This is a genomic window from Mesorhizobium sp. NBSH29, from assembly GCF_015500055.1.
Lineage (GTDB): Bacteria > Pseudomonadota > Alphaproteobacteria > Rhizobiales > Rhizobiaceae > Neomesorhizobium.
This window is the reverse complement of sequence record NZ_CP045492.1, coordinates 3,297,100-3,321,433: the sequence shown is the minus strand read 5'-3', so window position 1 is coordinate 3,321,433 and position 24,334 is coordinate 3,297,100. Positions and strand designations below refer to the sequence as shown.

The 24,334-nt window shown below is 58.0% G+C and carries 26 protein-coding genes; 21 read left to right on the top strand and 5 right to left on the bottom strand.

Going from position 1 to position 24,334, the window contains the following annotated elements:
- The first annotated feature begins 5 nt into the window (after positions 1-5).
- Together GA830_RS16405 and GA830_RS16400 are read left to right on the top strand one after the other, a co-directional pair.
- On the top strand, positions 6-191 hold the full coding sequence (locus GA830_RS16405; protein WP_195162848.1) for a DUF2065 domain-containing protein: 186 nt from the start codon (positions 6-8) through the stop codon (positions 189-191).
- 205 nt (positions 192-396) lie between these two features.
- Positions 397-1,884 carry a DegQ family serine endoprotease gene (locus GA830_RS16400; protein WP_195165008.1) on the top strand — a complete coding sequence of 496 codons (1,488 nt, stop codon included), beginning with the start codon at positions 397-399 and terminating at the stop codon, positions 1,882-1,884.
- A 66-nt stretch (positions 1,885-1,950) separates the two neighbouring features.
- Here the strand turns inward: GA830_RS16400 and serB are convergent, their stop codons facing one another.
- Entirely contained in the window at positions 1,951-2,838 is an 888-nt protein-coding gene (gene serB / locus GA830_RS16395; RefSeq protein ID WP_195162847.1) for a phosphoserine phosphatase SerB, read from the bottom strand.
- On the opposite strand from serB, the gene miaA reads away from it, so the two are divergent.
- Together miaA and GA830_RS16385 are read left to right on the top strand one after the other, a co-directional pair.
- Positions 2,828-3,793, top strand: a complete 966-nt coding sequence (miaA, locus tag GA830_RS16390; RefSeq protein WP_374939281.1) for a tRNA (adenosine(37)-N6)-dimethylallyltransferase MiaA — start codon at positions 2,828-2,830, stop codon at positions 3,791-3,793. The genes serB and miaA overlap by 11 nt on opposite strands.
- 104 nt (positions 3,794-3,897) lie before the next feature.
- Positions 3,898-4,689: a GGDEF domain-containing protein gene (locus tag GA830_RS16385; RefSeq protein ID WP_195162846.1), complete on the top strand. Its 792-nt coding sequence runs from the start codon at positions 3,898-3,900 to the stop codon at positions 4,687-4,689.
- A 138-nt stretch (positions 4,690-4,827) separates the two neighbouring features.
- Here GA830_RS16385 and GA830_RS16380 read toward each other — a convergent pair whose 3' ends face one another.
- Positions 4,828-6,609, bottom strand: a complete 1,782-nt coding sequence (locus GA830_RS16380) for an ATP-binding protein (protein WP_195162845.1) — start codon at positions 6,607-6,609, stop codon at positions 4,828-4,830.
- A 134-nt stretch (positions 6,610-6,743) separates the two neighbouring features.
- Between GA830_RS16380 and GA830_RS16375 the strand changes: the two genes are divergently transcribed.
- The 8 genes from GA830_RS16375 (at position 6,744) to GA830_RS16340 (ending at position 12,833) form a co-directional block, all read left to right on the top strand.
- Positions 6,744-7,313 carry an XRE family transcriptional regulator gene (locus GA830_RS16375; protein WP_195162844.1) on the top strand — a complete coding sequence of 190 codons (570 nt, stop codon included), beginning with the start codon at positions 6,744-6,746 and terminating at the stop codon, positions 7,311-7,313.
- Positions 7,310-7,834 (top strand): GNAT family N-acetyltransferase, encoded by a 525-nt coding sequence (locus tag GA830_RS16370; protein WP_195162843.1) that lies wholly within the window; start codon positions 7,310-7,312, stop codon positions 7,832-7,834. Before GA830_RS16375 ends, GA830_RS16370 begins: the two co-directional genes overlap by 4 nt.
- A gap of 227 nt (positions 7,835-8,061) precedes the next feature.
- Positions 8,062-9,849: an acetolactate synthase 3 large subunit gene (locus tag GA830_RS16365; RefSeq protein WP_195162842.1), complete on the top strand. Its 1,788-nt coding sequence runs from the start codon at positions 8,062-8,064 to the stop codon at positions 9,847-9,849.
- A 30-nt stretch (positions 9,850-9,879) separates the two neighbouring features.
- Positions 9,880-10,452 (top strand): acetolactate synthase small subunit, encoded by a 573-nt coding sequence (gene ilvN, locus GA830_RS16360; RefSeq protein ID WP_195162841.1) that lies wholly within the window; start codon positions 9,880-9,882, stop codon positions 10,450-10,452.
- 135 nt (positions 10,453-10,587) lie between these two features.
- Entirely contained in the window at positions 10,588-11,184 is a 597-nt protein-coding gene (locus GA830_RS16355) for a LysE family translocator (RefSeq protein ID WP_195162840.1), read from the top strand.
- A 56-nt stretch (positions 11,185-11,240) separates the two neighbouring features.
- Entirely contained in the window at positions 11,241-11,855 is a 615-nt protein-coding gene (gene nthA / locus GA830_RS16350; protein ID WP_195162839.1) for a nitrile hydratase subunit alpha, read from the top strand.
- Positions 11,852-12,511 carry a nitrile hydratase subunit beta gene (gene nthB / locus GA830_RS16345; protein ID WP_195162838.1) on the top strand — a complete coding sequence of 220 codons (660 nt, stop codon included), beginning with the start codon at positions 11,852-11,854 and terminating at the stop codon, positions 12,509-12,511. The genes nthA and nthB overlap by 4 nt, the downstream gene beginning before the upstream one ends.
- The gene (locus tag GA830_RS16340; protein WP_195162837.1) at positions 12,480-12,833 is read left to right on the top strand and encodes a nitrile hydratase accessory protein; all 354 of its coding nucleotides are present in this window, start codon (positions 12,480-12,482) and stop codon (positions 12,831-12,833) included. The genes nthB and GA830_RS16340 overlap by 32 nt, the downstream gene beginning before the upstream one ends.
- 19 nt (positions 12,834-12,852) lie before the next feature.
- On the opposite strand, the gene GA830_RS16335 is transcribed toward GA830_RS16340, so the two are convergent.
- Positions 12,853-13,461, bottom strand: a complete 609-nt coding sequence (locus GA830_RS16335; protein ID WP_195162836.1) for a TetR/AcrR family transcriptional regulator — start codon at positions 13,459-13,461, stop codon at positions 12,853-12,855.
- Between the two features lie 136 nt (positions 13,462-13,597).
- Between GA830_RS16335 and GA830_RS16330 the strand changes: the two genes are divergently transcribed.
- Together GA830_RS16330 and GA830_RS16325 are read left to right on the top strand one after the other, a co-directional pair.
- Positions 13,598-14,884: an MFS transporter gene (locus tag GA830_RS16330; RefSeq protein ID WP_195162835.1), complete on the top strand. Its 1,287-nt coding sequence runs from the start codon at positions 13,598-13,600 to the stop codon at positions 14,882-14,884.
- Positions 14,885-14,937: 53 nt separating this feature from the next.
- Positions 14,938-16,065 carry an ATP-dependent DNA helicase gene (locus tag GA830_RS16325; RefSeq protein ID WP_195162834.1) on the top strand — a complete coding sequence of 376 codons (1,128 nt, stop codon included), beginning with the start codon at positions 14,938-14,940 and terminating at the stop codon, positions 16,063-16,065.
- Between the two features lie 12 nt (positions 16,066-16,077).
- Here GA830_RS16325 and GA830_RS16320 read toward each other — a convergent pair whose 3' ends face one another.
- Positions 16,078-16,959, bottom strand: a complete 882-nt coding sequence (locus GA830_RS16320) for a hypothetical protein (protein WP_195162833.1) — start codon at positions 16,957-16,959, stop codon at positions 16,078-16,080.
- 229 nt (positions 16,960-17,188) lie between these two features.
- Here GA830_RS16320 and GA830_RS16315 point away from each other — a divergent pair, with 229 nt between their 5' ends.
- The 5 genes from GA830_RS16315 (at position 17,189) to GA830_RS16295 (ending at position 23,091) form a co-directional block, all read left to right on the top strand.
- Positions 17,189-17,929 carry a pyridoxine 5'-phosphate synthase gene (locus GA830_RS16315; protein WP_195162832.1) on the top strand — a complete coding sequence of 247 codons (741 nt, stop codon included), beginning with the start codon at positions 17,189-17,191 and terminating at the stop codon, positions 17,927-17,929.
- Between the two features lie 91 nt (positions 17,930-18,020).
- Positions 18,021-19,943 (top strand): potassium transporter Kup, encoded by a 1,923-nt coding sequence (locus tag GA830_RS16310; RefSeq protein WP_195162831.1) that lies wholly within the window; start codon positions 18,021-18,023, stop codon positions 19,941-19,943.
- Between the two features lie 143 nt (positions 19,944-20,086).
- Complete coding sequence (locus tag GA830_RS16305; protein ID WP_258045483.1) at positions 20,087-20,752, top strand: TetR/AcrR family transcriptional regulator; 666 nt, start codon at positions 20,087-20,089, stop codon at positions 20,750-20,752.
- Positions 20,736-21,755, top strand: a complete 1,020-nt coding sequence (ilvC, locus tag GA830_RS16300) for a ketol-acid reductoisomerase (protein ID WP_258045482.1) — start codon at positions 20,736-20,738, stop codon at positions 21,753-21,755. The genes GA830_RS16305 and ilvC overlap by 17 nt, the downstream gene beginning before the upstream one ends.
- Positions 21,756-21,855: 100 nt before the next feature.
- Entirely contained in the window at positions 21,856-23,091 is a 1,236-nt protein-coding gene (locus tag GA830_RS16295) for an aminotransferase-like domain-containing protein (protein ID WP_195162828.1), read from the top strand.
- Positions 23,092-23,101: 10 nt separating this feature from the next.
- Here the strand turns inward: GA830_RS16295 and GA830_RS16290 are convergent, their stop codons facing one another.
- Positions 23,102-23,395 carry a PilZ domain-containing protein gene (locus tag GA830_RS16290; protein WP_195162827.1) on the bottom strand — a complete coding sequence of 98 codons (294 nt, stop codon included), beginning with the start codon at positions 23,393-23,395 and terminating at the stop codon, positions 23,102-23,104.
- A 136-nt stretch (positions 23,396-23,531) separates the two neighbouring features.
- Here GA830_RS16290 and GA830_RS16285 point away from each other — a divergent pair, with 136 nt between their 5' ends.
- Complete coding sequence (locus tag GA830_RS16285) at positions 23,532-23,870, top strand: ArsR/SmtB family transcription factor (protein WP_195162826.1); 339 nt, start codon at positions 23,532-23,534, stop codon at positions 23,868-23,870.
- Positions 23,860-24,324 carry an SRPBCC family protein gene (locus tag GA830_RS16280; protein ID WP_195162825.1) on the top strand — a complete coding sequence of 155 codons (465 nt, stop codon included), beginning with the start codon at positions 23,860-23,862 and terminating at the stop codon, positions 24,322-24,324. The genes GA830_RS16285 and GA830_RS16280 overlap by 11 nt, the downstream gene beginning before the upstream one ends.
- Positions 24,325-24,334 lie beyond the last annotated feature (10 nt).

Below are 24,334 nucleotides of genomic sequence, written 5' to 3'. Positions count from 1 at the left end.
CGCGGGTGAGTGACTTTCTGGTTGCAGCAGGTCTGGTCCTCGTTTTCGAGGGCCTGATCTATTGCGGCTTTCCCGGAGTTGCCAAGCGCCTGGCCGCCGACGTGACCACAACGCCCGAGCAGGCGTTGCGTGTTGGCGGTCTGGTTGCAATCGTGCTTGGGGTGGGCGTGGTGTGGCTGGTGCGTAGATAGTGTTTTTTGTTTGCAGCGCATAGCCAGCGCCGCAAACAGGCCCTATTTGTTGCCAACATGGCACATGTCGCTCAGGCGGCGCGTGCGCAACGCTGACCATTGCCGGAGGCTTCTTCCCATGAACCTGCTTTTTATCCGTTCTGGCATGGTCGAGCTGCTTCGCTCGACGACCTGCTCACTTGTGCTTGCAGGCCTTGCCGTTAGCATGTCACCGCAGCCGTCATTGGCGCAGACCGCCGCGCCGGCAAAGCCTCCAGCTGTCACCCTGCCATCGGCGGGACCTGCATCGGTTGCCGATTTGGCAGCTGGCCTACTGGATTCGGTGGTGAACATTTCCACGTCGCAGACCATAAAGGGTGGCGAGGGGCCTGGCGCAGTGCCGATGCCGCAACTGCCTGAAGGCTCGCCGTTCCAGGACTTCTTTGATGATTTCTTCAAGGACAAGGGTGGTCAAGGCGAAGGCGGGGGTAACGGCGGTTCGCAAAAGGTCCAGTCGCTGGGATCGGGGTTTGTCGTCGACGCTGAAAAGGGCATCGTGATCACCAACAATCACGTGATTGCCGATGCCGACGAAATCGAAATTAATTTTGCCGATGGCGGCAAGCTGAAGGCCGAACTCGTCGGCAAGGACACAAAGACTGATATCGCCGTTTTGAAAGTCGATCCGACGAAGCGCAAGCTCAAGGCGGTGAAATTCGGTGATTCCAATGCCATGCGTATCGGCGATTGGGTGATGGCAATCGGCAACCCATTCGGGCTCGGTGGCACCGTTACCGTTGGTATCATTTCGGCCCGCAACCGCGACATCAATTCCGGTCCTTACGATGATTTCATTCAGACTGATGCAGCGATCAACCGTGGCAATTCCGGCGGACCATTGTTCAACATGCATGGCGAGGTCGTCGGCATAAACACCGCGATTATCTCGCCATCCGGCGGCTCGATTGGAATAGGCTTCTCTATTCCCTCACAACTTGCGGCTGGCGTGGTCGACCAACTCTCCGAATTTGGCGAGACGCGGCGGGGATGGCTGGGCGTGCGCATTCAGCCGGTGACAGATGAAATTGCCGAAAGCCTCGGCATGGCCACCGCCAAAGGTGCGCTGGTGGCCGGCGTCATCAAGGGCGGGCCGGTTGACAACGGATCGGTTCAGGCGGGCGACGTTATCATCAAATTCGATGGAAAAGATGTAAAGGATGTGCGTGATTTACCGCGCGTTGTTGCGGAGAGCCCGGTCGGAAAGGCTGTTGATGTAATGATCGTGCGCAAAGGCGAGGAAAAGACGGTCAAGGTCACACTAGGCCGGCTCGAGGACGGCGAAAAGACGATGGCCGATAGCGAAGGCGCCAAGCTTGATGACGGCACAGCGCCGGATGAGCAGGGCGCAGTTTCGACAGCGAACGTGCTGGGCATGACGATTGCCGAACTTGATGATGCTGCACGCAAGCAGTTCGGCATCTCCGATGATGTGTCGGGTGTGGTCGTGACGGAAGTTGCCAAGGATTCGCCAGCCGCCGAGCGCGGCATTCAAGCCGGTGAGGTCATTACAGAAATTGCCCAAGAATCGGTTGCCTCGCCGAAGGATGTGATGGACCAAATTGGCAAGGCAAAGGAGCAGGGGCGCAAGAATGCGCTGTTGATGCTGGCGTCGAAAACAGGTGAGTTGCGATTTCTAACGCTACGCATGGACTGAGTCCGCAAAGATATGCAGGTTATTGGATTACAACGATAATTTTTTCGGTACGAAGACGCCGGTTGGTTAGGCGATGAACTCTGAGTGGCGATAGCCCTGCAGATAGAGCAGTGCTGTCAGGTCGCCGTGATCAATGCGTGCCCTTGCTTCACAGGCGACGAAAGGCTTGGCGTGCAGTGCCACGCCCATCCCGGCCAAATGAATCATGTCGAGATCATTAGCCCCGTCACCGACGGCTATAGCGTCACCGACGTTTAATCCGTGATCGGCGGCAATGGCATGAAGAGCAGTGGCCTTTGCAACGCGATCGAGGATCGGTTCGGTGACGCTTCCCTCGAACCTTCCGTTGGCCTCCACCAAATGATTGGCGCGGTTCTCGTCGAACCCAAGCATTGCAGCAATCGGTGCGGCGAACACATCGAAGCCACCGGAAACCAGTGCTGTCCATGCGCCATGTTTGCGCATGGTTCCGACGAGTTCGCGGCCACCTGAGCGCAACTTTATCCGGGTGGCTAGGATGCGGCTCACCACCGTCGCATCCAACCCCTTGAGCAACGCAACGCGCTGCCGCAGTGCCGGCTCGAATTCGATCTCACCATTCATTGACCGCCGGGTGATTTCTGCGACCTCACCCTTGATGCCGACCTCGTCGGCCAGTTCGTCGATACACTCCTGCTCGATCATGGTGGAATCCATATCGGCGATGAGGATTTTTTTCCGACGAGTCGCTGCTTGCTGCACCACGATGTCGACGGGCAGGTCGCCGATTGCGGCCCGCAAAGCGGTCTCGGTCGCGTGTGGTTCGGCATTGGCGGGAAGCTGAAGGTCACACGCAACATTTTCTGCCAGCCAGTCGATTGCGCTTGCGCCTGTGGCGATGGCCGCTTTATGCGCAAGGTCAGGCAAGACCATACGGTCAGCCGGATGGGATATAAGCGTTGCGATGAGCGACATGGCAAAATCCGCGGAAGGCGAGCCCGAAGGGCTGGTGAAAGACGCGATCCTGATAGCCGGACCAACTGCCAGCGGCAAGTCAGCGCTGGCATTGGCTATCGCCCGGTTGACGGGCGGTACCATTATCAACACCGATTCTATGCAGGTTTACGGCATTCTCAATGTATTGTCGGCGAGGCCGGGGCCGGCTGAATTGCTGGCCGCGCCGCATCATCTTTATGGTCATATTGATCCGGGTGAACTCTATTCCACCGGACGCTGGGTAGCCGATGTCAGGCGGTTGCGTGGCGAAGGCGTCTTTGACGCGAACCGCCCGATCTTCGTGGGCGGCACTGGGCTTTATTTCCGAGCGCTTGCAGGCGGCCTTTCGGAGATGCCCGAAATCCCTAATACAATCCGCGATCGATGGCGCTACCGACTGACCGAAGAGGGGCCTGGAAAGCTCTACCAGATTCTGATGAGCGAGGACTCAAGGGCTGCGATGACGCTGAGCGCGGGTGACAGCCAGCGCGTTTTGCGTGCGCTCGAAGTGCTGCAGGCCTCAGGCCGTTCCATCTTGGACTGGCAGGCCGAAAAGGGGCTCCCTCTGGTTGATCACACAACAGCTCGATGTCTTGTCCTTGAACCGGATAGGGCGGTGTTGACTGAGAGGATTAACGCGCGTTTTGATCGGATGCTGGATGCTGGCGGGTTGGCGGAAGTGGAAGCTCTGACGGCACTAAATCTTGATCCGGCATTGCCTGCGATGAAGGCTATTGGTGTGCGTGAGCTGCAATCTGCAATTGCGGGGGCTATGCCCTTCGATGAGGCAATCGAGCGTGGGAAAATTTCGACCAGACAATATGCCAAGCGCCAGTCGACATGGTTTCGGAACCAATTGGGGCCGGATTGGACTAGGATCGCGTCAAACGGGCCTATAAACGCACCAAAATTGGCAGCGAATTTTTTCAGTTGAAATTGCAAGATTTTAGACACCAAGCTCGTGCGCAGGTTGCTGCAATTAACTTCGCGTAAGGTGTGAGCGTGGCATAAACAAGTCACATTGTACGGCGGGTCCTTATGCGTTTCCATAAATCGGAATCAGCGTTTTTCGTGTTTATCTCCGTGATTTTCGCGGCGGGGGCATTGATTATGCATTCCTATGGGGTGCTGCACGAATTGCGAAGCTTCGCTGCGCAAATCAACGTCATCGAAAAGGCGACCTATCTTTCCCGGCTACTATTTGCATGTGGAGTTCTGATTGCTACCGCATTGTTTTTCGGAGTATTTTTCATCTATCCACTGCTGAGGACGCAGGTGAAGGAAGAAGGCAAGCTGCGGGCAATGACCGAATCGCTCAGTGCCCGGTCAGAGACATTTGAGCAGGCCGCGCTGACTGACGCTCTGACGGGCATGCAGAACCGGCGGTATTTCGACGATGCATTGCGGGAATACATCGAGGAGTTTCGCCGCATCGACAAGCCGATCGGCCTGATGATTCTCGACCTCGACCACTTTAAGCAGGTCAACGATACGCATGGACATGATGTCGGTGATGAGGTGCTGAGAGCCGTGGCAAGCTGCCTACGAGACATGACGCGCTATCATGACGTTGTAGCGCGTCTTGGCGGCGAGGAATTCGCCGTGGTGGCGCCCAATATGGACGAGGACATGTTGATGAAGCTTGCCGAGCGAATTCGCAAGGCGATTGCTAGCATGGCCGTTCTTACGGGCAATGTACGTTTGAAGATCACCACAAGCGTTGGTCTTGCCGTATGGGACCAGCGGGAGGATGCCGATGAATTTTACCGGCGTGCCGACAGGCGTCTGTATCAGGCAAAACGCCTCGGTCGTAACCGCGTCTGCGCCTGACCTTTTATTACTTAGAAAACATTAATCCGAGTTGATCAACCAAGCCGACGCGTGTTGATTGCTGCGCTTGCTCCAAGGCGATGACGCGCACCATTGGGGCGCGTTCACCGGGTGGAAATCGAGATCACGGATCGAATTTCATCGATCGTTGCGGCGCCCTGACATCATTTCGCCAAACCCCGGCTTGCGATAGGTTGCCTCGCCAGCTTGTGAGACCGGGCTTACCAATTCGCCGATGCCCACCGTCTGCGGTTGCGGTCGGGGCACGTTGCGCAACCGCTCGACAATACCCGCCAGATCAATGTCGTCGCCATCACCGATACTGCTACCGGAGTCGACTTTCTGGACACCGGGAATTTGTGACTGCGGCAGCCTCTCGAATTTCAGCCGCATGGTTGTTGCAACGCCTTCGCCAAACGCGATTGCCTCGCGTTGGCCCATAGACGACAGGAACGACAGCGTAGACGCCGACGAATCGGCGATGGCCGAGCGAATGATCGCCTGGTCCTGATGGTTAGACAGGCGCATGGAAAAGATAGTCGAACATTGCGACAGGATTGTCGGATCAAGTTCGCCAGGTCGCTGGGTAACAACGCCAAGATAGCAGCCATATTTGCGTCCTTCTTTGGCGATGCGCGAAAGCGCGTGGCGCGTTGGCGCAAAACCAAGGCGCGAATCTGCGGGCATGTAGCGATGGGCTTCCTCACAAAGAACGAGGAGCTTGAGTTTGCCGTTGCTCCACAGTGCAAGATCGAAAGCCAGCCGCGCAAGAACCGAGCAGACCGCGTTCACCACCTCGGATGGCAGCCCTGCCATTTCAAAACAGGTGATCGGGCGGCCATGATGTGGCACACGGAAAATTTTGCCAACCGTCTCGTGGATGGTGTCCTCGATCAGCCGCGAGTTGAACATGAAGCGGTAGCGAGGATCAGCAAGCACGGCTTCGAGGCGTGTCTTGAGTGACCGGCAGGTTGGGCGGTCACCCTTTGAGTCAAGCAGGCCCATCCGTTCGTCGATCTGCTTGATAAGATCGGCCATCCGGTAGGGGACAGGCGTGTCTGCCGTAACGGAATCGCCACCACGACGCAGTTGCTGATTGGCGTTCGGGTTCCGGTAAAGGTTTTTGGCCAGCGGAATGAGGTCGCGCAGCATGTCGACTTCCTCAGCCACCGTTTCACGGCCCCGAAACAGGACTTCTGCAAATTCCTCCAGCCGGAACATCCAGAACGGAAGGTCGAGCGAGGCTGTGTCGATTCGCACACAATGGTCCGGAAAGGCGGTGGAGAACTCATTGTGCGGGTCAAGTATCAGTACCCGCAGATCCGGTTGCGATTCGATCGCCTTGCGCAGCAGCAGCGAGACGGCGGTCGACTTGCCTACGCCAGTTGTCCCGACCACAGCGAAATGGCGGGTCAGAGTGTCTTCAATGGCGATATTCGCGTGGATAGTTTCATCCTGCGACAGCTGCCCGATGGTAACCGCGGGCCGGCCTGCCAGATCGTAGACGGCGGCAAGGTCGCGGGAGCGAATGCGATGAGAAACAGCGCCAACGTAGGGGTAAGTCGTGATACCTCGGTCAAATACGGGCTTGCCGGTAATTCGGTCATCGCGTACTTCGCCGACCAGCTCGACGCTCACCTCAATCGGGTTTCGGCCATCTTCGCACCAGATGGAGTCGGGCTTACTGACTTCATAGACCAGACCGACGGTGCGGGCTTCCGGCAAGCTGATGGAAACCAGCTTACCGACAGTCCACATGCCGGTGACGATCCCATCTGCGGTGTCGGCAAATGCAGCTATGCGGGCTCTCGCGCCGTCGCATTGAACCACGTGGCCGAGAATACGGCTGTCGTTCTGCGCGGCATCGCGACGCTCCTGCAAAGTCTCTTCTCCGCGGCCGGCTTCACGCTCGACATACATTCTTACTTCCCCAGTTCCCCGAGGTGATCCTATGCGGCGCATATTAAGGCGGCGTATTGCAGCATGGTTGAGCGGAAGTTAACGGCTCGCCAATCTGATCTTGGCAAAACGCAAAGATCTGATATTTTAGCGAAATGTCCAACATAGAAGAAGTGGCCACTGGAATCGCGGAACGAGTGCGGCAATTGCGGAGCCTGCGTGGTTGGGCTCTGGCGGAACTGGCAGATCGATCCGGCGTGTCGCGTGCCATGCTGAGCGCTATTGAGCGCGGTGAGACAAGCCCGACGGCAGTGCTTCTGGTCAAGATCGCGACTGCCTTCGAGATGACGCTGTCCTCCCTGATTGCGCAGGCCGAAGGCAACGGCGGGGAGTTGGTCGGCGCAGACGCCCAGCCGCGTTGGTACGATCCGAAAACCGGTTATATCCGGCGACATGTCTCGCCGCCAACCGACATGCCGCTGGAACTGGTGCAGGTGGAGTTGCCGGCGGGCAAATCCGTAAGCCTGCCAGCTTCCTCCTATCTCTTTATCCGCCAGCAAATATGGCTGATGTCAGGATTACTCGACTTCACTGAGGGCACGAATGTCCATCACATGCATGAGGGTGACTGCCTGGCACTTGGTTCTCCATCCGACACTGTGTTTCACGCGCCGGGTCCGGACCCCGCGGTCTATCTTGTGGCGTTGGTAAAGGGTCTTCGATGAGCACTATTGAAATCAGGCCGGTTCAGATCTCGGCAGAAAATCTGGATATGCTGACGCGCATGCTGGTTGATGTGGTGGCGCTGGGTGGTTCGGTTAGCTTCATGCACCCGTTAGCCAATAAAGACGCGGCAGAATTCTGGGAAAAATGGCTGCAGGCTGCCGCACGCGATGAGAGCGTGGTGCTCGGCGCCTTTGACGGCCCGGTGCTGGTGTCCACCGTGACGCTGCTGCTCGATATGGCACCTAACCAGCCGCACCGGGCCGAGATTGCCAAGATGATGACACTTGCCGAATATCGGGGCAGGGGCATTGCCAAACGCCTGATGGTTGAAGCGGAAAGGATTGCGCGCGGTCGGGCGCGAATGCTTCTGGTGCTTGATACTGCAGCGGATGAAGGGGCGGCCGGCCTGTATGAAAAACTAGGCTTCACGCTTGCAGGAGAGATCCCTGATTTTGCCCTGAAACCGCATGGTGGGCTCAGCGGGACGCTCATTTATTGGAAGCGCCTTACAAGCATATAAACTTGTGCGCCAAAGCCAGTTGACGACCGGAAATGTCCGCACTAATGTCGCCGGCATGACGCAAAAACTCATTCTCGTGGTAGGAAGGCGTGTGGGCAAGGCGGTGTAACCGCCGGGCGGAAGCTCCCATGCGCAAGACACAGGCTCCCTCGGGGGCCTTTTTTATTGCCTGCAACTCGAATTTGACGACAAGAACCGCCGGACGGCGACAACAACGGAACAGACCGATGAGCAACCGACAGGATAATACCGGGCCGCGCGAGATGAGCGGCGCGGAGATGGTGGTGCAGGCGCTTAAAGACAATGGTGTACTACACCTCTTCGGCTATCCTGGCGGTGCGGTGCTGCCGATCTATGACGAGATTTTCCAGCAGGACGCGGTCCAACACATTCTGGTGCGGCACGAGCAGGGGGCCGGCCACGCTGCAGAGGGTTATGCGCGTTCAACCGGCAAGCCAGGCGTTATGCTGGTCACATCCGGCCCCGGCGCCACCAATGCCGTGACCCCACTCCAGGACGCCCTGATGGATTCGATTCCGCTGGTCTGCCTCACTGGTCAGGTGCCGACGCCACTGATCGGCTCCGATGCCTTTCAGGAATGCGATACGGTTGGCATCACGCGACCCTGCACCAAGCACAACTGGCTGGTGAAGGATGTCAACGAACTGGCGGCGATCATCCATGAGGCGTTTCATGTCGCCACGACCGGCAGACCAGGGCCGGTCGTCGTCGACATTCCGAAAGACGTACAGTTTGCCAAGGGCATTTACACGCCGCCGCCATCTCAAGGTCGCGCAAGCTACCAGCCGAAAGTTCAGGGCGACCTGGAAAAGATCAAGGCAGCAGTTTCTTTGATGGCGAGTGCCAAGCAACCGATTATTTATTCAGGCGGCGGCGTCATAAATGCGGGACCGGAAGCCAGCCATTTGCTGCGCGAATTGGTTGAACTCACCGGCTTTCCGATCACCTCCACTTTGATGGGACTCGGGGCCTATCCCGCCAGTGGAAAGAACTGGATGGGGATGCTGGGCATGCACGGTACCTATGAGGCCAATATGGCGATGCATGATTGCGACGTCATGCTGTGCGTCGGTGCCCGCTTTGACGACCGCATCACGGGCCGCCTTAACGCATTCTCGCCGAACTCTAAAAAGATCCATATCGATATCGACGCCTCTTCGATCAACAAGAATGTTCATACCGAAGTGCCAATCATCGGTGATTGCGGGCGCGTTCTGGAAGATATGGTCAGGTTATGGCGCGCGACGGCCAAAACCGACAAGAAGGCGCTGCATCCATGGTGGGAGCAGATTGAAAAGTGGCGCGCGCGGGATTCGCTTGCTTACAAGAGCAACGCCGATGTCATCATGCCGCAATTTGCCATTCAGCGGCTCTATGAGGCGTCTAAGGCTCACGATACCTATATCACCACCGAAGTCGGTCAGCACCAGATGTGGGCGGCCCAGCACTTTGGTTTTGAGGCACCCAACCGCTGGATGACGTCTGGTGGGCTCGGCACCATGGGCTATGGTCTGCCTGCGGCTCTGGGAGTGCAGATTGCGCATCCGAACGCGCTAGTAATCGACATTGCCGGCGATGCGTCCGTGCAGATGACCATGCAGGAGATGTCGACAGCGGTGCAATACAATGCGCCGATCAAGATTTTCATCCTCAACAACCAGTATATGGGCATGGTGCGCCAGTGGCAGCAATTGCTGCATGGCAACCGGCTGTCGCACTCCTACACCGAGGCGATGCCCGATTTCGTCAAGCTGGCCGAGGCCTATGGCGGCCATGGCATCCGCTGCGAGAAGCCCGGCGATCTTGACGATGCAATCGCCGAAATGATCGCGGTGAAGAAGCCGGTGCTCTTCGATTGCCGCGTCGCCAATCTTGCCAATTGCTTCCCGATGATCCCTTCGGGCAAGGCGCATAACGAGATGCTGTTGCCGGATGAGGCCACCGATGAAGCTGTCGCCAACGCCATCGACGCCAAGGGCCGGGAACTGGTTTAGGAACAATTACCTCAAAAGATCGGTAGCAACATGAGCGCACATCTTCAGCCGACCGGTTCGGCATATTTCATCGCCAAGGAAACGGCTCTGCCGGAAAATCACACCCTGTCGGTTCTGGTCGACAACGAACCGGGGGTTCTGGCGCGGGTGATCGGGCTGTTTTCGGGACGCGGCTACAATATTGAGAGCCTCACGGTTTCGGAAACCGAACACGAAAAACACCTCTCACGCATCACCATCGTGACGCGCGGCACGCCGCATGTGCTGGAGCAGATCAAGCATCAACTGGAGCGCATCGTGCCCGTTCACCGTGTGGTCGACCTCTCTGTTCGGGCAGCCGAACTCGGACAGGAGCGTCCGCTGGCGCGCGAGCTGGCTTTGGTCAAGGTAGCGGGTACCGGCGAGACCCGCGTCGAGGCGCTGCGGCTGGCAGACGCGTTCCGCGCGAGCGTGATAGACGCCAATACCGAGCATTTCATCTTTGAAATTACAGGCAAGGTGTCAAAGATCGAGCAGTTCATCGCGATCATGAAGCCACTGGGGCTTGTGGAAGTATGCCGCACTGGGGTGGCCGCACTGAACCGCGGTCCGCAGGGGATGTAATGGCGGCTCGCGGTGGCAGATTTGTCACCGCGACAAGTTCGGTTAGGACTTTTCGATAGGGCAGGTTTATTGACCTATCGAGCGCCGCGTTAATCTGCCTTTTGTGGTCTCAAACCGGCTTGCACGAGAGGCTCCATGAGCGCTGACACGTTCCTTGCTTTGCTAGTTTACGCGTTCGTTTCGTCGATTACGCCGGGGCCCAACAATTTCATGTTGCTCGCGTCAGGTGTGAACTTCGGGTTTGTGCGCACCATTCCTCATATGCTGGGCATTGCCAGCGGTTTTTTCAGCCTCCTGCTGGGGGTTGGCCTCGGGCTCGGCACGCTCTTGCTGGCTTTCCCACAGTTGCATCTCGCCCTGAAAATTGGCGGAGGAGCTTATCTTCTCTATCTGGCCTGGAAGATAGCCACGTCGCGTACGCTCGGGCGCGCGGGCGATGTTGGTGCGCACCCTATGACATTTGTTCAGGCTGCGGCCTTTCAGTGGATCAATCCGAAAGCCTGGGTCATGGCTGTCAGCGCGATAGCTATCTACACGAATGCTCAACAGCCCTTCCTGTCTGTGATGTTGATTTCATCCGCCTTTGCGTTGGTCAATTTCCCAAGCGTCTCGGTGTGGGCCGGGTTCGGTATGGCGCTGCGCGGCTTCCTAGCCGACCCTGTGCGGCTGAAATGGTTCAACATCGCCATGGGAATTCTGTTGGCTGCCACGCTTTGGCCGATGCTGGCCTAAGCTGGCGAGGGCGACTGCGGCTTGCCGCTAACCTGGGCAGGTTCTAATCTTCGCTTATGATGCACGATCATCACGACCACGACAACGAGCTCGACCCGATGACCGCACGGGTGAGGGCTCTGGAAACGATACTGACCCAGAAAGGCCTGATCAATTCTGCTGCTATTGATGCGATAGTCGATACCTATGAGACCAAGGTCGGCCCGCGCAATGGTGCACGCGTGGTTGCGAGGAGTTGGGTGGACAGCACTTTTGCCGACTGGCTGAGCAACGACGCGACGGCCGCCATCGCCGCGTTGGGATACAGCGGCCGGCAGGGCGAGCATATGCAAGCGGTGTTCAATACGAAGGACACGCACAATATCGTCGTTTGCACCCTTTGCTCATGCTATCCTTGGTCGGTGCTTGGGCTGCCTCCGGTCTGGTATAAATCGCCACCCTACCGGGCCAAGGCGGTGATCGATCCGCGCGGCGTGCTTGGCGACTTTGGCGTTGTACTGCCGAAAAAAATGGCGATCCGCGTTTGGGATTCTACTGCTGAGTTGCGCTACCTCGTCGTGCCGCGGCGACCTCCCGGCACTGATGGCTGGAATGAGGAGCGGCTCGCCGACCTCGTTACCCGTGATGCGATGATCGGAACGGGGCTTGCGCTGGCCCCGGAGGCGGCGTGAACGGCCCGCACGATCTTGGTGGACAGATGGGGTTTGGACCTGTTGCTCCGGAAATCAACGAGCCCTATTTTCACGCCGATTGGGAAAAACGGGCACTCGGTGTGACCATCGCAGCCGGTGCAATGGGGGCGTGGACGATTGATGAAAGCCGCCACGCACGCGAATGCCTGCATCCGGCTGACTATTATAGCTCGAGCTACTACGAGATCTGGATCAAGGCGCTGGAAGCTCTTTTGCTGCGGCATGGATTTGTGTCTACTGATGACTTTGATGCCGGGGCTGCAATGACGCCCGCGGCTACGCCCAAACGTGTGCTTGAAGCTGCCAATGTCGCAGCCATGCTGGCGCGCGGCGCGCCTTGCGACAGGCTGATCGACGCGTCGCCGAAATTTAGCGCAGGTGACATGGTTCGGACGCTCAACTTCAACCCGGAAGGTCACACGAGGCTGCCGCGCTATGCGCGCGGCAAGATCGGCAAGGTGGACGCCGTGCGCCAGAGTTTTGTACTTCCTGATACCAACGCACATGGCCGCGGAGAAATGCCGCAACACGTCTATACGGTCGTGTTTGACGCGGAAACGATATGGGGTGAAGGCGCCGATCCGATGTTGAGCGTTTCCATTGATGCATGGGAGACCTACCTTGAGCGCGCCTGAAGAGCTCTTGCCCGGTGGGCGCGCTTTTGAAGAGCCTTGGCAGGCCGAGGCATTTGCGCTGGTGATTGCCTTGTACGAACGGGGCGTTTTCTCATGGGGCGAATGGGCTGAGACGCTTTCGGCGAAACTGCACGCCAAAGATGTGCTTGACGATGGCAGCGACTATTACCAGCACTGGCTCGGAGCGCTGGAGGCGTTGCTGGTGCAAAAGGGGGTGGTGCAGCCGCCTGAAATTAACCTGCTTGCCGCCGCCTGGCAGCGTGCCGCGCAAGCGACCCCGCACGGCAAGCCTATTCTGCTCGAGAACGATCCGGGTTCTTGATGCAGGCAGGTTTGGGTGATTAACCAGCCAGGCTGGCGGCGATCAGTCTATCGGCATTTTTTGCAACAGACCCCGCTGGTCCCCCAGCACGAAAAAGCTGACCGCTGATGTAAGCGCCTTCGATCAGAAGCAACAACCCGTCTCCCAGCGTGTCGGAATCCCCAGCGCCCATGGCTGATGCCATGGCGCGCAGGCGGCGGCGGAGTTCAATCTTATTATTTTCAGACACGAGGCGTGCCGGATTGTCAGGCTCGACATATTCGACAGCAGCGTTGGTCATACCGCAGCCGCGATAATCCGGAGCCACTGCACGGATGCCGACGCGGGTCAAGAAAGCCGCGATTTGACGGCGAGGGTGACCTGGATGCGCCTCGACCGCAGCATTGAAGTTGGCCCAGAACTCTTCCTCGTATTGTCGCAGATACGAGGCTGCCAGTTCGTCCTTGGAGGGAAAGGTGCGGTAGAGGCTGGGTTTTGTGACGCCGGCCCGCCGGACAATTTCATCAACACCAATGGCGCGGATGCCCTTCCGGTAAAAAAGGTCGCGGGCCACCTTCAAGATGCGATCTGCGGCGCGCGGAGAGGCTTTCATCGCCTGTTCTGGACCAGTGGATTTCGCTGATGTCATGGCAGGGGCTCTTGACAATGTTACTGACCGGTACGTACCTAGATCGCACCTTGCGGCATCGCCGTAAATTCAGATCTGATTTTCAACGGGATTCCGGTTCGCCGCGATCTCATTAAGATACGGACCGGTCGGTTACATGACAAGTGCAATTGTTCGCCCGCGTGGCCAGCGCTACGCTTTCGTGGTGGTTGGCATCATATTCATCTGCTTGCTGATTGCAGCCGGGCTACGATCCTCGATGGCGGTGATGATGCAGCCTTTGGAAGATGCCTTTGGCTGGCGGCGCGACACCATTTCGCTTGCGGCAGCCATCGGCATTTTCATCTACGGGCTGGTCGGGCCGTTTGCTGCCGCATTGATGGAGCGCATCGGGCTCCGGCGCACCCTGCTTGCCGCACTGGTCATCATGTCCGCATCCACTGCGCTTAGCTTGTTGATGACAAAGCCGTGGCACTTGATCGCCACGTGGGGTGTCTTGTCAGGTATAGGCTCGGGGGCCGTCGCCACGGTGCTCGGCGCGACTGTGGTCAACCGCTGGTTCAAAACCAACCGCGGGCTGATGATGGGGCTGATTTCGGCCAGTGCCGCGACGGGTCTTCTGGTGTTTTTGCCGCTGCTTGCATGGCTGGCGGGGCAGGGCGGGTGGAAGCCTGTCGCCATTGCCGTGTCAATCGCTTGTGCTGCACTATTTCCGCTTGTCTGGTTGCTGGTGCCGGAGCGGCCTTCGTCGGTTGGCCTTTATCGCTATGGCGCTGATGGACCGGAACCCCAGGCGTCTGCAGTGCCCGGCAACTTTCTGACAGTGACGCTGACGACGCTCGCGACTGCCGCCCGCACACGTGTGTTCTGGTATCTCTTTGCGACGTTTTTCATCTGCGGCTTCACAACCAATGGGCTGGTCGGAACGCATCTGATTTCGTTTTGCGGCGATATGGGCATAGCGGAAGTTCAGGCGGCGGGACTTTTGGCTTTGATGGGTGTTTTCGATCTCGTCGGGACGACGCTTTCAGGCTGGCTGACTGACCGCTACGATCCGCGCAAGCTGTTGGGAGTTTATTACGCGATCCGCGGAGTTGCGCTCATCTATTTGCCGCTTTCGGGGTTTTCGGCACTTAGCCTGACTCTGTTTGCGGTGCTCTACGGCCTTGACTGGCTGGCAACTATCCCGCCAACGCTCAGGCTTTCCAACGAGGCGTTCGGCGACCGCAGCGGACCGCTGGTGTTCGGCTGGATCGTTGCCGGTCACCAATTGGGCGCGGCGATGGCGGCGTTCTTTGGCGGCGTCATGCGAGAGATGCAGGGAAATTACGAACTGGCCTTCCAGATCGCCGGGATGACTGCAATTGCCGCCGGCGCGCTGTCTATGCTGATTGGGCCGACAAGCACGCCACACCGGCTGTTTCGTGATGCACAGCCTGCGTGAGTTGGGTTGATGCGAGCTTGCCCTGACACGTCGAATCCTGTCACTGGTTCGGAATGGAGCTTTCGCCACAACAGGACAATGCGCTGCAGGCGGTGGCCCGCTGGCTAAAGGCCGGCGCGCCGCAGGTTTTTCGGCTGTTCGGCTATGCGGGAACCGGCAAGACAACGCTTGCCAAGTATTTTGCCGAGCATGTTGACGGGCAGGTCCAGTTTGCCGCTTTCACCGGCAAGGCTGCGCAGGTTCTGCGCTCTAAAGGCGCTATCAACGCGCGTACCATCCATTCGCTAATCTACCGGCCGCGCGGCGAGGAAAGTGTCGCCGACGAGATCACCGGTAAGACATCGATGTCGCCGACATTCTCACTCAACCGGCAGAGCCCTATATCGCGCGCCAAACTGGTGATCATCGATGAATGCTCGATGGTGGACGAACAACTGGGCCGCGACCTGTTGACGTTTGGTACGCCCATTCTCGTGCTTGGCGATCCGGCGCAGCTGCCGCCGATTTCGGGCGGTGGGTTTTTTACCGAACACGAGCCCGATTTTTTGCTGACCGAAATTCATCGCCAGGCGCGTGACAATCCAATTCTGCGGCTGGCGCTCGATGTGCGGGAGGGGCGCGAGTTTATGCGTGGCGATTTCGGCACCGCGCAGGTGATCGGCAAGGAGGACGTCACGCAGGAGCTTGTGCTCAAGGCAGACCAGGTTCTGGTCGGCACCAATCGGACGCGGCGGCGCTACAATATGCGGTTGCGGGAGCTGAAAGGGTTTTCCGCGGACTATCCACAAGCCGGCGACAAGCTCGTGTGCCTTCGCAATGATCCCTCCAAGGGCTTGCTCAACGGCTCGCTGTGGAAAGTGATGACAGCGTCGCGCGAAACGGTCAAACCTGGCATCAACCTGTTGGTCTCGCCCGAAGAAGACGATCCCGATCGCGGGGTGGCAAAAATCAAGCTGATGAAGGCGGCATTCGAGGCGCCCGACGCTGATATTCCCTGGCAGCAGAAGAAGCGCTTTGACGATTTCGACTATGGCTATGCGCTGACCGTACACAAGGCACAGGGCTCGCAGTGGAACGATATCGTCCTTTTCGACGAAAGCTGGGCGTTCAAAGATACGCGCCAGCGCTGGCTCTATACGGCGATTACCCGGGCTGCGGAGCGACTGACCATCGTGCGCTGACTTCATTGCCGATCACGGCATCACCTCAAACAACAGCGCCGTGGCGTCGTCCGACACCTTGAAACGCGGATAGCGCTGGCCGTCAGGGTCTTCTGACTTTTCAATCGTGCGCAATTGCGCCATCAGCGCCTTCAGACCGCATGTATGGGCCGCTTCGACCAGTCCTTTGGGATCATATCGGTTATAAAGGTCGCAGAGCGCGGCAAAACCGTCGGTGCACAACAATCCGATAGCAGGCAGTTTTGCTGGCAGTTGTTCGCAGACGAGATGTTTTGCTGCTGCAGGCTCCGTGCCAAGGGTCCAGACGCTTCCGCCCTCGCTGTTGTAGCAGCCTCTGTGGCGGCGCAGCTCGTCGCGCACGGTGGGGTCGTTGGCAAGCGACTGTATCGCGGCAAGCCCGCCTGCATGAGCGATTGCCTTGCGGGCATTCTCGCTTTCGCGGGCCTGGCTACCCTTCAACGCGGTTGTCTCGATCATACGACCTTGCACATCCGCAAGAAACAGCCGGCAATCTCCAAGGCCATAGGTTACGAGCCCTCCGCTCTCCACCCTCACCAGCTGAAAACTGGCGACGGGCAGGTTCCAGGCGGCAATGGGCAAGCCACCTCCCGTCTCGTGTATTACGGTCGCAGCCTGCTTGTTCAACGTGCGCACCAAATCGGCCATGGCGCGAGCTGGAGTGATTTTCTGCTCGAAAAAGGTTTTGGCCAGGCGTGCCAGCCATGCCGCATCGGAACCCTCAAGGCCGACAATGGGCTTGGTGCCGAGTCCGGTCGCGCCATCGATGACGAAGGCAGAGCAGCGGTTGCCACCTGCAGCGTCTTCGTTGACGCGCTGCGGATCTCCGGCCTCCGAAACCATATCGATAATGCGCAGAAATGGTGAGGCGTTCATTTGGGGAATCGAATCTTCATGAGGGCCTTTTGGATGCCTCCTGTGTCGGCCATGTGACCGGCGCCCTATCCCAATGCGAAGGATTCGCGGCTTCTGTCAAAGATGTGAACGCTAATATACGTTCTATCTAGAGCAGCAGCGGCGCGCTGGAACAACAAACAAGGCTGGCCGTTCCAGGTAAATCGACTATACCTGCCTCAGCTAAAAGTTTTTCCTCAGGACCCATTTCATGCCCGCAAGATTGTCGGTCAATCTCAACGCAGTCGCCATGCTCCGCAATCGGCGCGACCTGCCTTGGCCAAGCGTTGAGGGGTTGGGGCGGGTGGCGCTTACCGCGGGTGCGCACGGGCTGACTGTCCATCCGCGTCCTGATGAGCGCCATACGCGGATGAGCGACCTGCCGGTGTTGCGTGCACTGATCGACGATGAGTTTCCTGGTGCGGAGTTTAACATCGAGGGCTATCCGACCGCCGAATTTCTGGAACTTGTGGAAAAGATCGAGCCAGAACAGGTTACGCTAGTGCCTGATGACCCATCGCAGGCAACTTCAGACCATGGCTGGGATTTTGTCGCACATCGCGACTTTCTGGCGCGAACCGTGCAGCGTTTGAAGAAAAACGGCTTTCGCGTTTCGCTATTTGCAGATGCTGATCCCGCTGGCGTCGCAGCTGCGGCGGCGACGGGTGCTGACCGGATCGAACTGTACACGGGACCTTACGGCTCCTGTCACGATGATTCAGCTAGCGGTTCCAACGAATTGGAAAGGTTAGGGAAAACCGCCGAGGCTGCATTTTCTGCCGGGCTCGAGGTCAACGCAGGCCATGATCTGACTGTTGCTAACCTGCCGGCGCTCATGCGACGTCTGCCACGACTTGCCGAGGTCTCGATCGGCCACGGGTTGACAGCGGACGCGCTGGAATATGGGATGGCGGGCGCCGTCGGAAGATTTTTGAAAGCAAGCGGGTGGTGATCCGCTCCGGGTCCCCTAAGTAACAACACCATTGCTTTTGCACTGCAACAGGACTATCGCAGCCCGCCAGTTCCGGATGGAGTAGCTATCAATGGCATATGCCAAAGCGGGCGGGCGCGCCGAACCAGGCGCGCAACCGGTCGACCATGATGCGCCACGCCGCCAGAAGATGCCCATACTCATGCTCGGTGCGCTGGGCGTGGTGTTTGGCGATATCGGCACCAGTCCCATCTACGCATTTCGCGAGGCACTCCACGCCTCATCGGGCGCAGGGCTTGCAACGCGCGAGGACGTGCTCGGCGTGTTGTCGCTGATAGTCTGGGCGCTGACGGTCATCGTCACGGTTAAATATGTGATCTTCGTTCTGCGCGCCGACAATCGGGGTGAGGGCGGCACGCTGTCCCTCATGGCGCTCGCAAGGAGCGCCTATCCGCGCGCCTCCGGTGCCATCCTGGCCATTGGAATTTGCGGCGCGGCGCTGTTTTTCGGTGACGCCATCATCACGCCCGCCATCTCGGTGCTTTCGGCAGTGGAGGGACTCAATGTCGTTACGCCGGCGTTTGCGCCTTATGTCGTGCCGATTACGCTGGTGATCCTGGCCGTGCTCTTTTCGGTGCAGCGGTTTGGCACCGGACGGGTCGCCAATGTCTTCGGCCCGATCACCGCGGTATGGTTTCTGGCGATCGGTGGAGCCGGGCTGTACCACATCTCCGATGACCCGAGTGTGCTGCTGGCAGTCAATCCCTACTACGCGGTGGCTTATCTCACCACGCAGCATGAGGTAGCTTTCATCACGGTCGGCGCGGTATTTCTGGCGGTGACGGGTGCAGAGGCGCTTTATGTCGATCTCGGACACTTTGGCCGTCGCCCGATCGTGGCGGCATGGCTGGCGATCGTATTTCCAAGCCTTTTGCTCAACTATTTTGGCCAAGGGGCCTTCGTCATGGCGCGGGGCGGCACGCCTCGCAACCCGTTCTTTGAAATGCTGCCTGAATGGTCGCTTTTGCCGATGGTCATTCTGGCAACTGCCGCAACCGTGATTGCCAGCCAAGCGGTGATCTCGGGTGCATATTCGCTGACGCGGCAGGCGGTACAGCTTTCGATCTTGCCGCGCTTCGAGATCCAGCACACGTCGGAAATGCAGTCAGGTCAGATCTACATGCCGCGCGTGAACATGCTTCTTGCCATTGGTGTGATGGTGCTGGTTATCAGTTTTGGAGAATCCTCGGCGCTTGCGTCAGCTTACGGCATTTCGGTGACAGGTGAGATGCTGGTGACAACTATCTTGTTGTTTGTGGTCATGCGCTGGCGCTGGAAGTGGACGCTTGCTGCTGCGTTGGCGCTGGCTATTCTGTTCGGCATCATCGACACCGGCTTCTTCCTCGCTAATGCGGTCAAGATCGCCGACGGGGGCTGGGTGTCAATCGGCGTTGCGGCAATCATGGCGCTGATCATGGCGACCTGGGTGCGCGGCAGCAGGATGTTGTTTGAAAAGACCCGCAAGAACGAGATCCCGCTCGATTTTCTGACCGAGCAATTGCAGAAGAAGCCTCCGCAGCTGGTGCCGGGTACGGCCGTTTTTCTGACCAGTGATCCCAACAGCGCGCCGACCGCTCTGATGCACAGTCTCAAGCACTACAAAGTGCTGCACGAGCACAATGTCATTCTGTCAGTGGTGACGGCACAGGAGCCCACAGTGCCTGAATCAGAACGGGTGAAGATGGACCCGATAAACGACCTGTTCATGCGGGTGACGATGAATTTCGGCTACATGGAACAGCCGAATATTCCGAAGGCGATGGCCATCTGCCGCAAGCAGGGCTGGAAATTTGATATCATGACGACATCGTTCTTCCTGTCGCGGCGCTCGTTGAAGGCGTCGCCAAATTCCGGCATGCCGTTGTGGCAGGACCGAATGTTCATCGGGCTTGCGCGCACCGCCGCCGACGCGACTGAATATTTCCAGATCCCGACCGGTCGCGTCATCGAGGTCGGTACTCAGGTGACCGTGTAGCAGGTTCCGCTTGGTCAGCCCCTAAAAGCCGCAGGATCAGAAAAATTTGATGCTCGCTGCTTGCATCGACGACAAAGCTGCGGCATAAACCGAACCGTAACGTACGGTACGGTTTTCTGTTGATGGTTTCCGCTTCTTTTACAATGAACCCGGCACCAACGCCGCGGCAGCAGGACGTGCTGGATGCGTCGTTGCAACTGTTGGTGGACAAGGGCGAGGCTCTGACCATGACAGCGGTGGCGCGACGCGCTAGCTGTTCGAAAGAAACTCTCTACAAATGGTTTGGCGACCGCGACGGGCTGCTGACCGCAACTGTGCGATGGCAGGCGCTGAAAGTGCATGTGCCGCCTGTGGAGCGTGCTTCGCTTGACCGGCGCGCGCTGACTGCCAGCCTGGAGCAGTTTGCCATCAACTGGTTGACCGTCATCACCAGTGAGACGTCGATTGCGCTCAACCGAGTGGCCGTGGCGCATGCAGGGTCTGACAAGAAGGGGCTCGGAGCCATTGTTCTCGAGAACGGCCGGCTTGAGATGGGACGCCGGCTGAAGCCTGTGCTCGAAGCGGGGCGCGATGCCGGTTTGCTCGCGTTCGATGATCCTGAGACAGCCTTTCGTACCTTTTTCGGCCTTGTCGGGCGCGATGTTCAGGTGCGCCTGCTGCTTGGGGAACGGCTCGACATGGCGGCTCCTGTTGTCGCCGCAGATGCCGCACGCGCTGCGACACAATTTCTGCAGCTGTATGGGACAGCTCAGCATATCCAAGAACCAGAAAACCACCCAGGAAGGAAAAACCATGCGCGTTTATTATGATCGGGATGCCGACCTCAACCTTATCAAGGGCAAGAAGGTCGCCATTATCGGCTATGGCAGCCAGGGCAGGGCGCATGCGCTCAACCTGAAGGAGTCCGGCGTCAAGGAAATCGCTGTCGGCCTGAAGGCCGGCTCGGCCACCGCCAAGAAGGTGGAAGCTGATGGACTTAAAGTGATGACGGTTGCCGAGGTCGCCAAATGGGCCGACCTGATGATGATGGCGACACCTGACGAATTGCAGGCCGACATCTACAAGGACGAGATCGCGCCAAACATCCGCGACGGTGCGGCAATTGCATTCGCGCATGGCCTCAACGTACATTTCGGACTGATCGAGCCAAAGTCGACTGTCGACGTTGTGATGATCGCGCCAAAGGGCCCTGGCCATACAGTGCGCGGCGAATATCAGAAAGGCGGCGGCGTGCCGTGTCTGGTTGCCGTCAACCAGGACCCATCGGGCAACGCACTTGACCTAGCGCTTTCCTATGCGTGTGGTGTCGGGGGCGGTCGTTCTGGCATCATCGAGACCAATTTCCGTGAAGAATGCGAGACGGATCTGTTCGGCGAGCAGGTCGTTTTGTGCGGCGGTCTGGTCGAACTCATCCGCGCCGGTTTTGAGACGTTGGTCGAGGCCGGTTACGCGCCGGAAATGGCCTATTTCGAATGCCTCCACGAAGTGAAGCTGATCGTCGACCTCATCTATGAAGGCGGCATCGCCAACATGAATTACTCGATCTCCAACACCGCAGAATGGGGCGAATATGTTTCGGGCCCACGCATCATCACTGCCGAGACCAAGGCCGAGATGAAGCGGGTTCTCAACGACATCCAGACCGGCAAGTTCACCTCCGAGTGGATGCAGGAGTACCGCGCCGGCATGTCGCGTTTCAAAGGCATCCGCCGCAACAACGACAGCCACCAGATCGAAGAAGTCGGCGAGAAACTCCGCGGCATGATGCCGTGGATCGCCAAGAACAAGTTGGTGGACAAAGCCAAGAACTGATTCTTTCTCTATTCGGAAAGGCCGGAGCAAACGCTCCGGCTTTTTTCGCTCCATTTAACTAGGTCAGTAGTCCTGACCTAACCATTCAGGATTTGCCTTTATGCTTGCCTGGGAAAAGATTTTCGCCGACCGCTCGACACGGATGCGCGCTTCGGAGATACGCGAGCTTCTGAAGCTGCTTGACCAGCCCGACATTATTTCCTTCGCCGGCGGCATTCCTGATCCGACGCTGTTTCCTGATGCGGCTTTCCGCGAGGCCTACCAAACCATACTCAGTGGGCCGGAAACGGGCGCTGCGCTGCAATATTCGGTCAGCGAAGGATACAAGCCGCTGCGCGAGTGGCTGGTTGGGGAAATGGTGAAGATTGGCGTCGTTTGTGATGTAGACAACATCTTCATCACGTCCGGCTCCCAGCAGGCGCTGGATTATCTGGGCAAGCTGTTTCTGTCCCCCGGCGATACCGCGCTGGTGTCCTGGCCGACCTATCTTGGCGCACTTCAGGCCTTTAACGCCTATGAGCCTGTCTATGACAGGCTGGGTGGAAACCGAACCCCTAAATCCTATCTGGAGGCGGCAGGGAAGGCCGGCAGTCGGGTAAAATTTGCCTACACCTCTGCTGATTTTGCCAATCCAACCGGCAATACCCTTTCGCTTCTTGATCGTGAGAACGTGCTCGGCCTTGCCGATGAACTGGACATTGCTGTTTTGGAAGATGCCGCATACCAATCGCTGCGCTATGATGGTGAAGCCATTGCGCCGATGCTAGCGCTGGATTGCGCGCGCAAGGGCGGGATTGAGAACACGCGAACCATCTATTGTGGCAGCTTTTCCAAAACACTGGCACCCGGACTGCGCGTCGGCTTTGTGTGTGCGGCAAAGCCGGTAATCCATAAACTGGTGTTGATGAAGCAGGCGGCCGACCTACACTCGCCAACGATCAACCAGATGGCGGTCAATCTCGTTGCACGCGGCGGCTTTGACGCTCAGGTGGCCAAGGTCCGTGCCGCCTATGCAAAGCGCCGCGACGCCATGCTGGCGGCGCTAGAGCGTTCCATGCCGGAAGGCACGCAGTGGACAAGGCCGGAAGGTGGCATGTTCATTTTCGTGACGCTGCCTGAGGGAATTGACTGCGCGGAGCTGCTGACGAGTTCCGTTGCCAGCGAGAAGGTGGCCTTCGTGCCTGGCCGCGCCTTCTTTGCCGATGGTTCGGGTTCCAATACATTGAGGCTCAGCTATTCCTGCGCCACTGAAGAGATGATCGGGGATGGGATCGCGCGGCTCGGGCGTTTAGTCGCGAAGCAACTGTCCCGGACAGGCAATCAGACCGCCGGCTGACCCAGGGTCTTCAGCCGTAGTGCCATGCAGGTTTCGGCTCGGTGCCGTCGAATGCGACGCCGACCAAATTACCTTTGCGCCAGCGCACCGAAGCGCGGTAGGCGATGCCGTCAATCGGAACATAGAGCAGAAATTGCTGCGGCACCGGACTTTCCGGTGCAACGGTCAGTTCTGCGCCTTCAGCATGCATGTTGCGTATGGTGCAGTTCACTTCTGAATTGTTGATGCCTGTCAAGATGGTGGCGCCCTTCAGTACGCGTTTCCTGCGTTCGCGTGTTGCCCTCGGTTTTGAGAGATCAGTCATGCCTAATTTGCCCAACGCCTTTTCTGACCGATCTACCTCTAGCTGTTTCGCGATAGCGGGTAAACTACGGCACGAGGCTTTCGTGATACGTAGAGCTTGACATGCAGGTATCTACCTGCATAATGAAATTATGAAAATGACGGAATCGGAACAGACAGACAGGGTGTTCAAGGCGCTCGGCGATCCGACCCGAAGGAATCTGCTCGACCGTTTGAGCGAGCGTAACGGGCAGACGCTGGGAGAGCTTTGCGAGCATCTTAGTATGGCCCGACAATCCGCAACCCAGCACCTTGGCATTCTCGAAGACGCCAACCTTTTGAGCACGATTAAAAAGGGCCGCGAAAAGCTGCACTTTATCAATCCGGTACCGCTCTACGAAGTCTATGAACGGTGGATCCGAAAATTCGAGCACCAACGGCTGACCCTGCTGCACGACCTGAAAACCGAGCTCGAAGGAGGGCATAATGACCGCTGAGAAGACCAGTTTTGTCTACGTTACCTATATTGTTTCTACCCCTGAAAAAGTGTTTGAGGCGATTACCCGCCCGGATGTCGCGCGACGGTATTGGGGTCATGAAAATGTATCCGATTGGCGTCCTGGATCGACTTGGGAACATGTGAGAACCAATGAAGATCGGACGGTCGAACTGACGGGCAAGGTCATTGAATTCGCACCACCCTTGCGACTTGTTATGAGTTGGGCATCTGCTTCGCGCAAGGACGAACCGGACGCATATAGCCGGGTGACCTTCAGTATCGAAGAATATGACGAGATGGTGAAGTTGACCGTGACGCATGATGAGCTGGAAGCCGGCGGCGCTATGACGAGCGGCATCCAGGAGGGCTGGCCGATCGTGCTTTCAAGTCTCAAGTCGCTGCTTGAGACAGGGCAGGGAGTTGATGTCTTCGCGAAGCCGAAAGCTGCGTGAGCAGGCCACA

Coding starts and splice junctions, on each gene's coding strand:
- GA830_RS16400 (WP_195165008.1), top strand. CDS start 397: ATGTCACCGCAGCCGTCATTGGCGCAGACCGCCGCGCCGGCAAAGCCT.
- miaA (WP_374939281.1), top strand. CDS start 2,828: ATGAGCGACATGGCAAAATCCGCGGAAGGCGAGCCCGAAGGGCTGGTG.
- serB (WP_195162847.1), bottom strand. CDS start 2,838: ATGTCGCTCATCGCAACGCTTATATCCCATCCGGCTGACCGTATGGTC.
- GA830_RS16385 (WP_195162846.1), top strand. CDS start 3,898: ATGCGTTTCCATAAATCGGAATCAGCGTTTTTCGTGTTTATCTCCGTG.
- GA830_RS16380 (WP_195162845.1), bottom strand. CDS start 6,609: ATGTATGTCGAGCGTGAAGCCGGCCGCGGAGAAGAGACTTTGCAGGAG.
- GA830_RS16375 (WP_195162844.1), top strand. CDS start 6,744: ATGTCCAACATAGAAGAAGTGGCCACTGGAATCGCGGAACGAGTGCGG.
- GA830_RS16370 (WP_195162843.1), top strand. CDS start 7,310: ATGAGCACTATTGAAATCAGGCCGGTTCAGATCTCGGCAGAAAATCTG.
- GA830_RS16365 (WP_195162842.1), top strand. CDS start 8,062: ATGAGCAACCGACAGGATAATACCGGGCCGCGCGAGATGAGCGGCGCG.
- ilvN (WP_195162841.1), top strand. CDS start 9,880: ATGAGCGCACATCTTCAGCCGACCGGTTCGGCATATTTCATCGCCAAG.
- GA830_RS16355 (WP_195162840.1), top strand. CDS start 10,588: ATGAGCGCTGACACGTTCCTTGCTTTGCTAGTTTACGCGTTCGTTTCG.
- nthA (WP_195162839.1), top strand. CDS start 11,241: ATGATGCACGATCATCACGACCACGACAACGAGCTCGACCCGATGACC.
- GA830_RS16340 (WP_195162837.1), top strand. CDS start 12,480: ATGCATGGGAGACCTACCTTGAGCGCGCCTGAAGAGCTCTTGCCCGGT.
- GA830_RS16335 (WP_195162836.1), bottom strand. CDS start 13,461: ATGACATCAGCGAAATCCACTGGTCCAGAACAGGCGATGAAAGCCTCT.
- GA830_RS16330 (WP_195162835.1), top strand. CDS start 13,598: ATGACAAGTGCAATTGTTCGCCCGCGTGGCCAGCGCTACGCTTTCGTG.
- GA830_RS16325 (WP_195162834.1), top strand. CDS start 14,938: ATGGAGCTTTCGCCACAACAGGACAATGCGCTGCAGGCGGTGGCCCGC.
- GA830_RS16320 (WP_195162833.1), bottom strand. CDS start 16,959: ATGAACGCCTCACCATTTCTGCGCATTATCGATATGGTTTCGGAGGCC.
- GA830_RS16315 (WP_195162832.1), top strand. CDS start 17,189: ATGCCCGCAAGATTGTCGGTCAATCTCAACGCAGTCGCCATGCTCCGC.
- GA830_RS16310 (WP_195162831.1), top strand. CDS start 18,021: ATGGCATATGCCAAAGCGGGCGGGCGCGCCGAACCAGGCGCGCAACCG.
- GA830_RS16305 (WP_258045483.1), top strand. CDS start 20,087: ATGAACCCGGCACCAACGCCGCGGCAGCAGGACGTGCTGGATGCGTCG.
- ilvC (WP_258045482.1), top strand. CDS start 20,736: ATGCGCGTTTATTATGATCGGGATGCCGACCTCAACCTTATCAAGGGC.
- GA830_RS16295 (WP_195162828.1), top strand. CDS start 21,856: ATGCTTGCCTGGGAAAAGATTTTCGCCGACCGCTCGACACGGATGCGC.
- GA830_RS16290 (WP_195162827.1), bottom strand. CDS start 23,395: ATGACTGATCTCTCAAAACCGAGGGCAACACGCGAACGCAGGAAACGC.
- GA830_RS16285 (WP_195162826.1), top strand. CDS start 23,532: ATGACGGAATCGGAACAGACAGACAGGGTGTTCAAGGCGCTCGGCGAT.
- GA830_RS16280 (WP_195162825.1), top strand. CDS start 23,860: ATGACCGCTGAGAAGACCAGTTTTGTCTACGTTACCTATATTGTTTCT.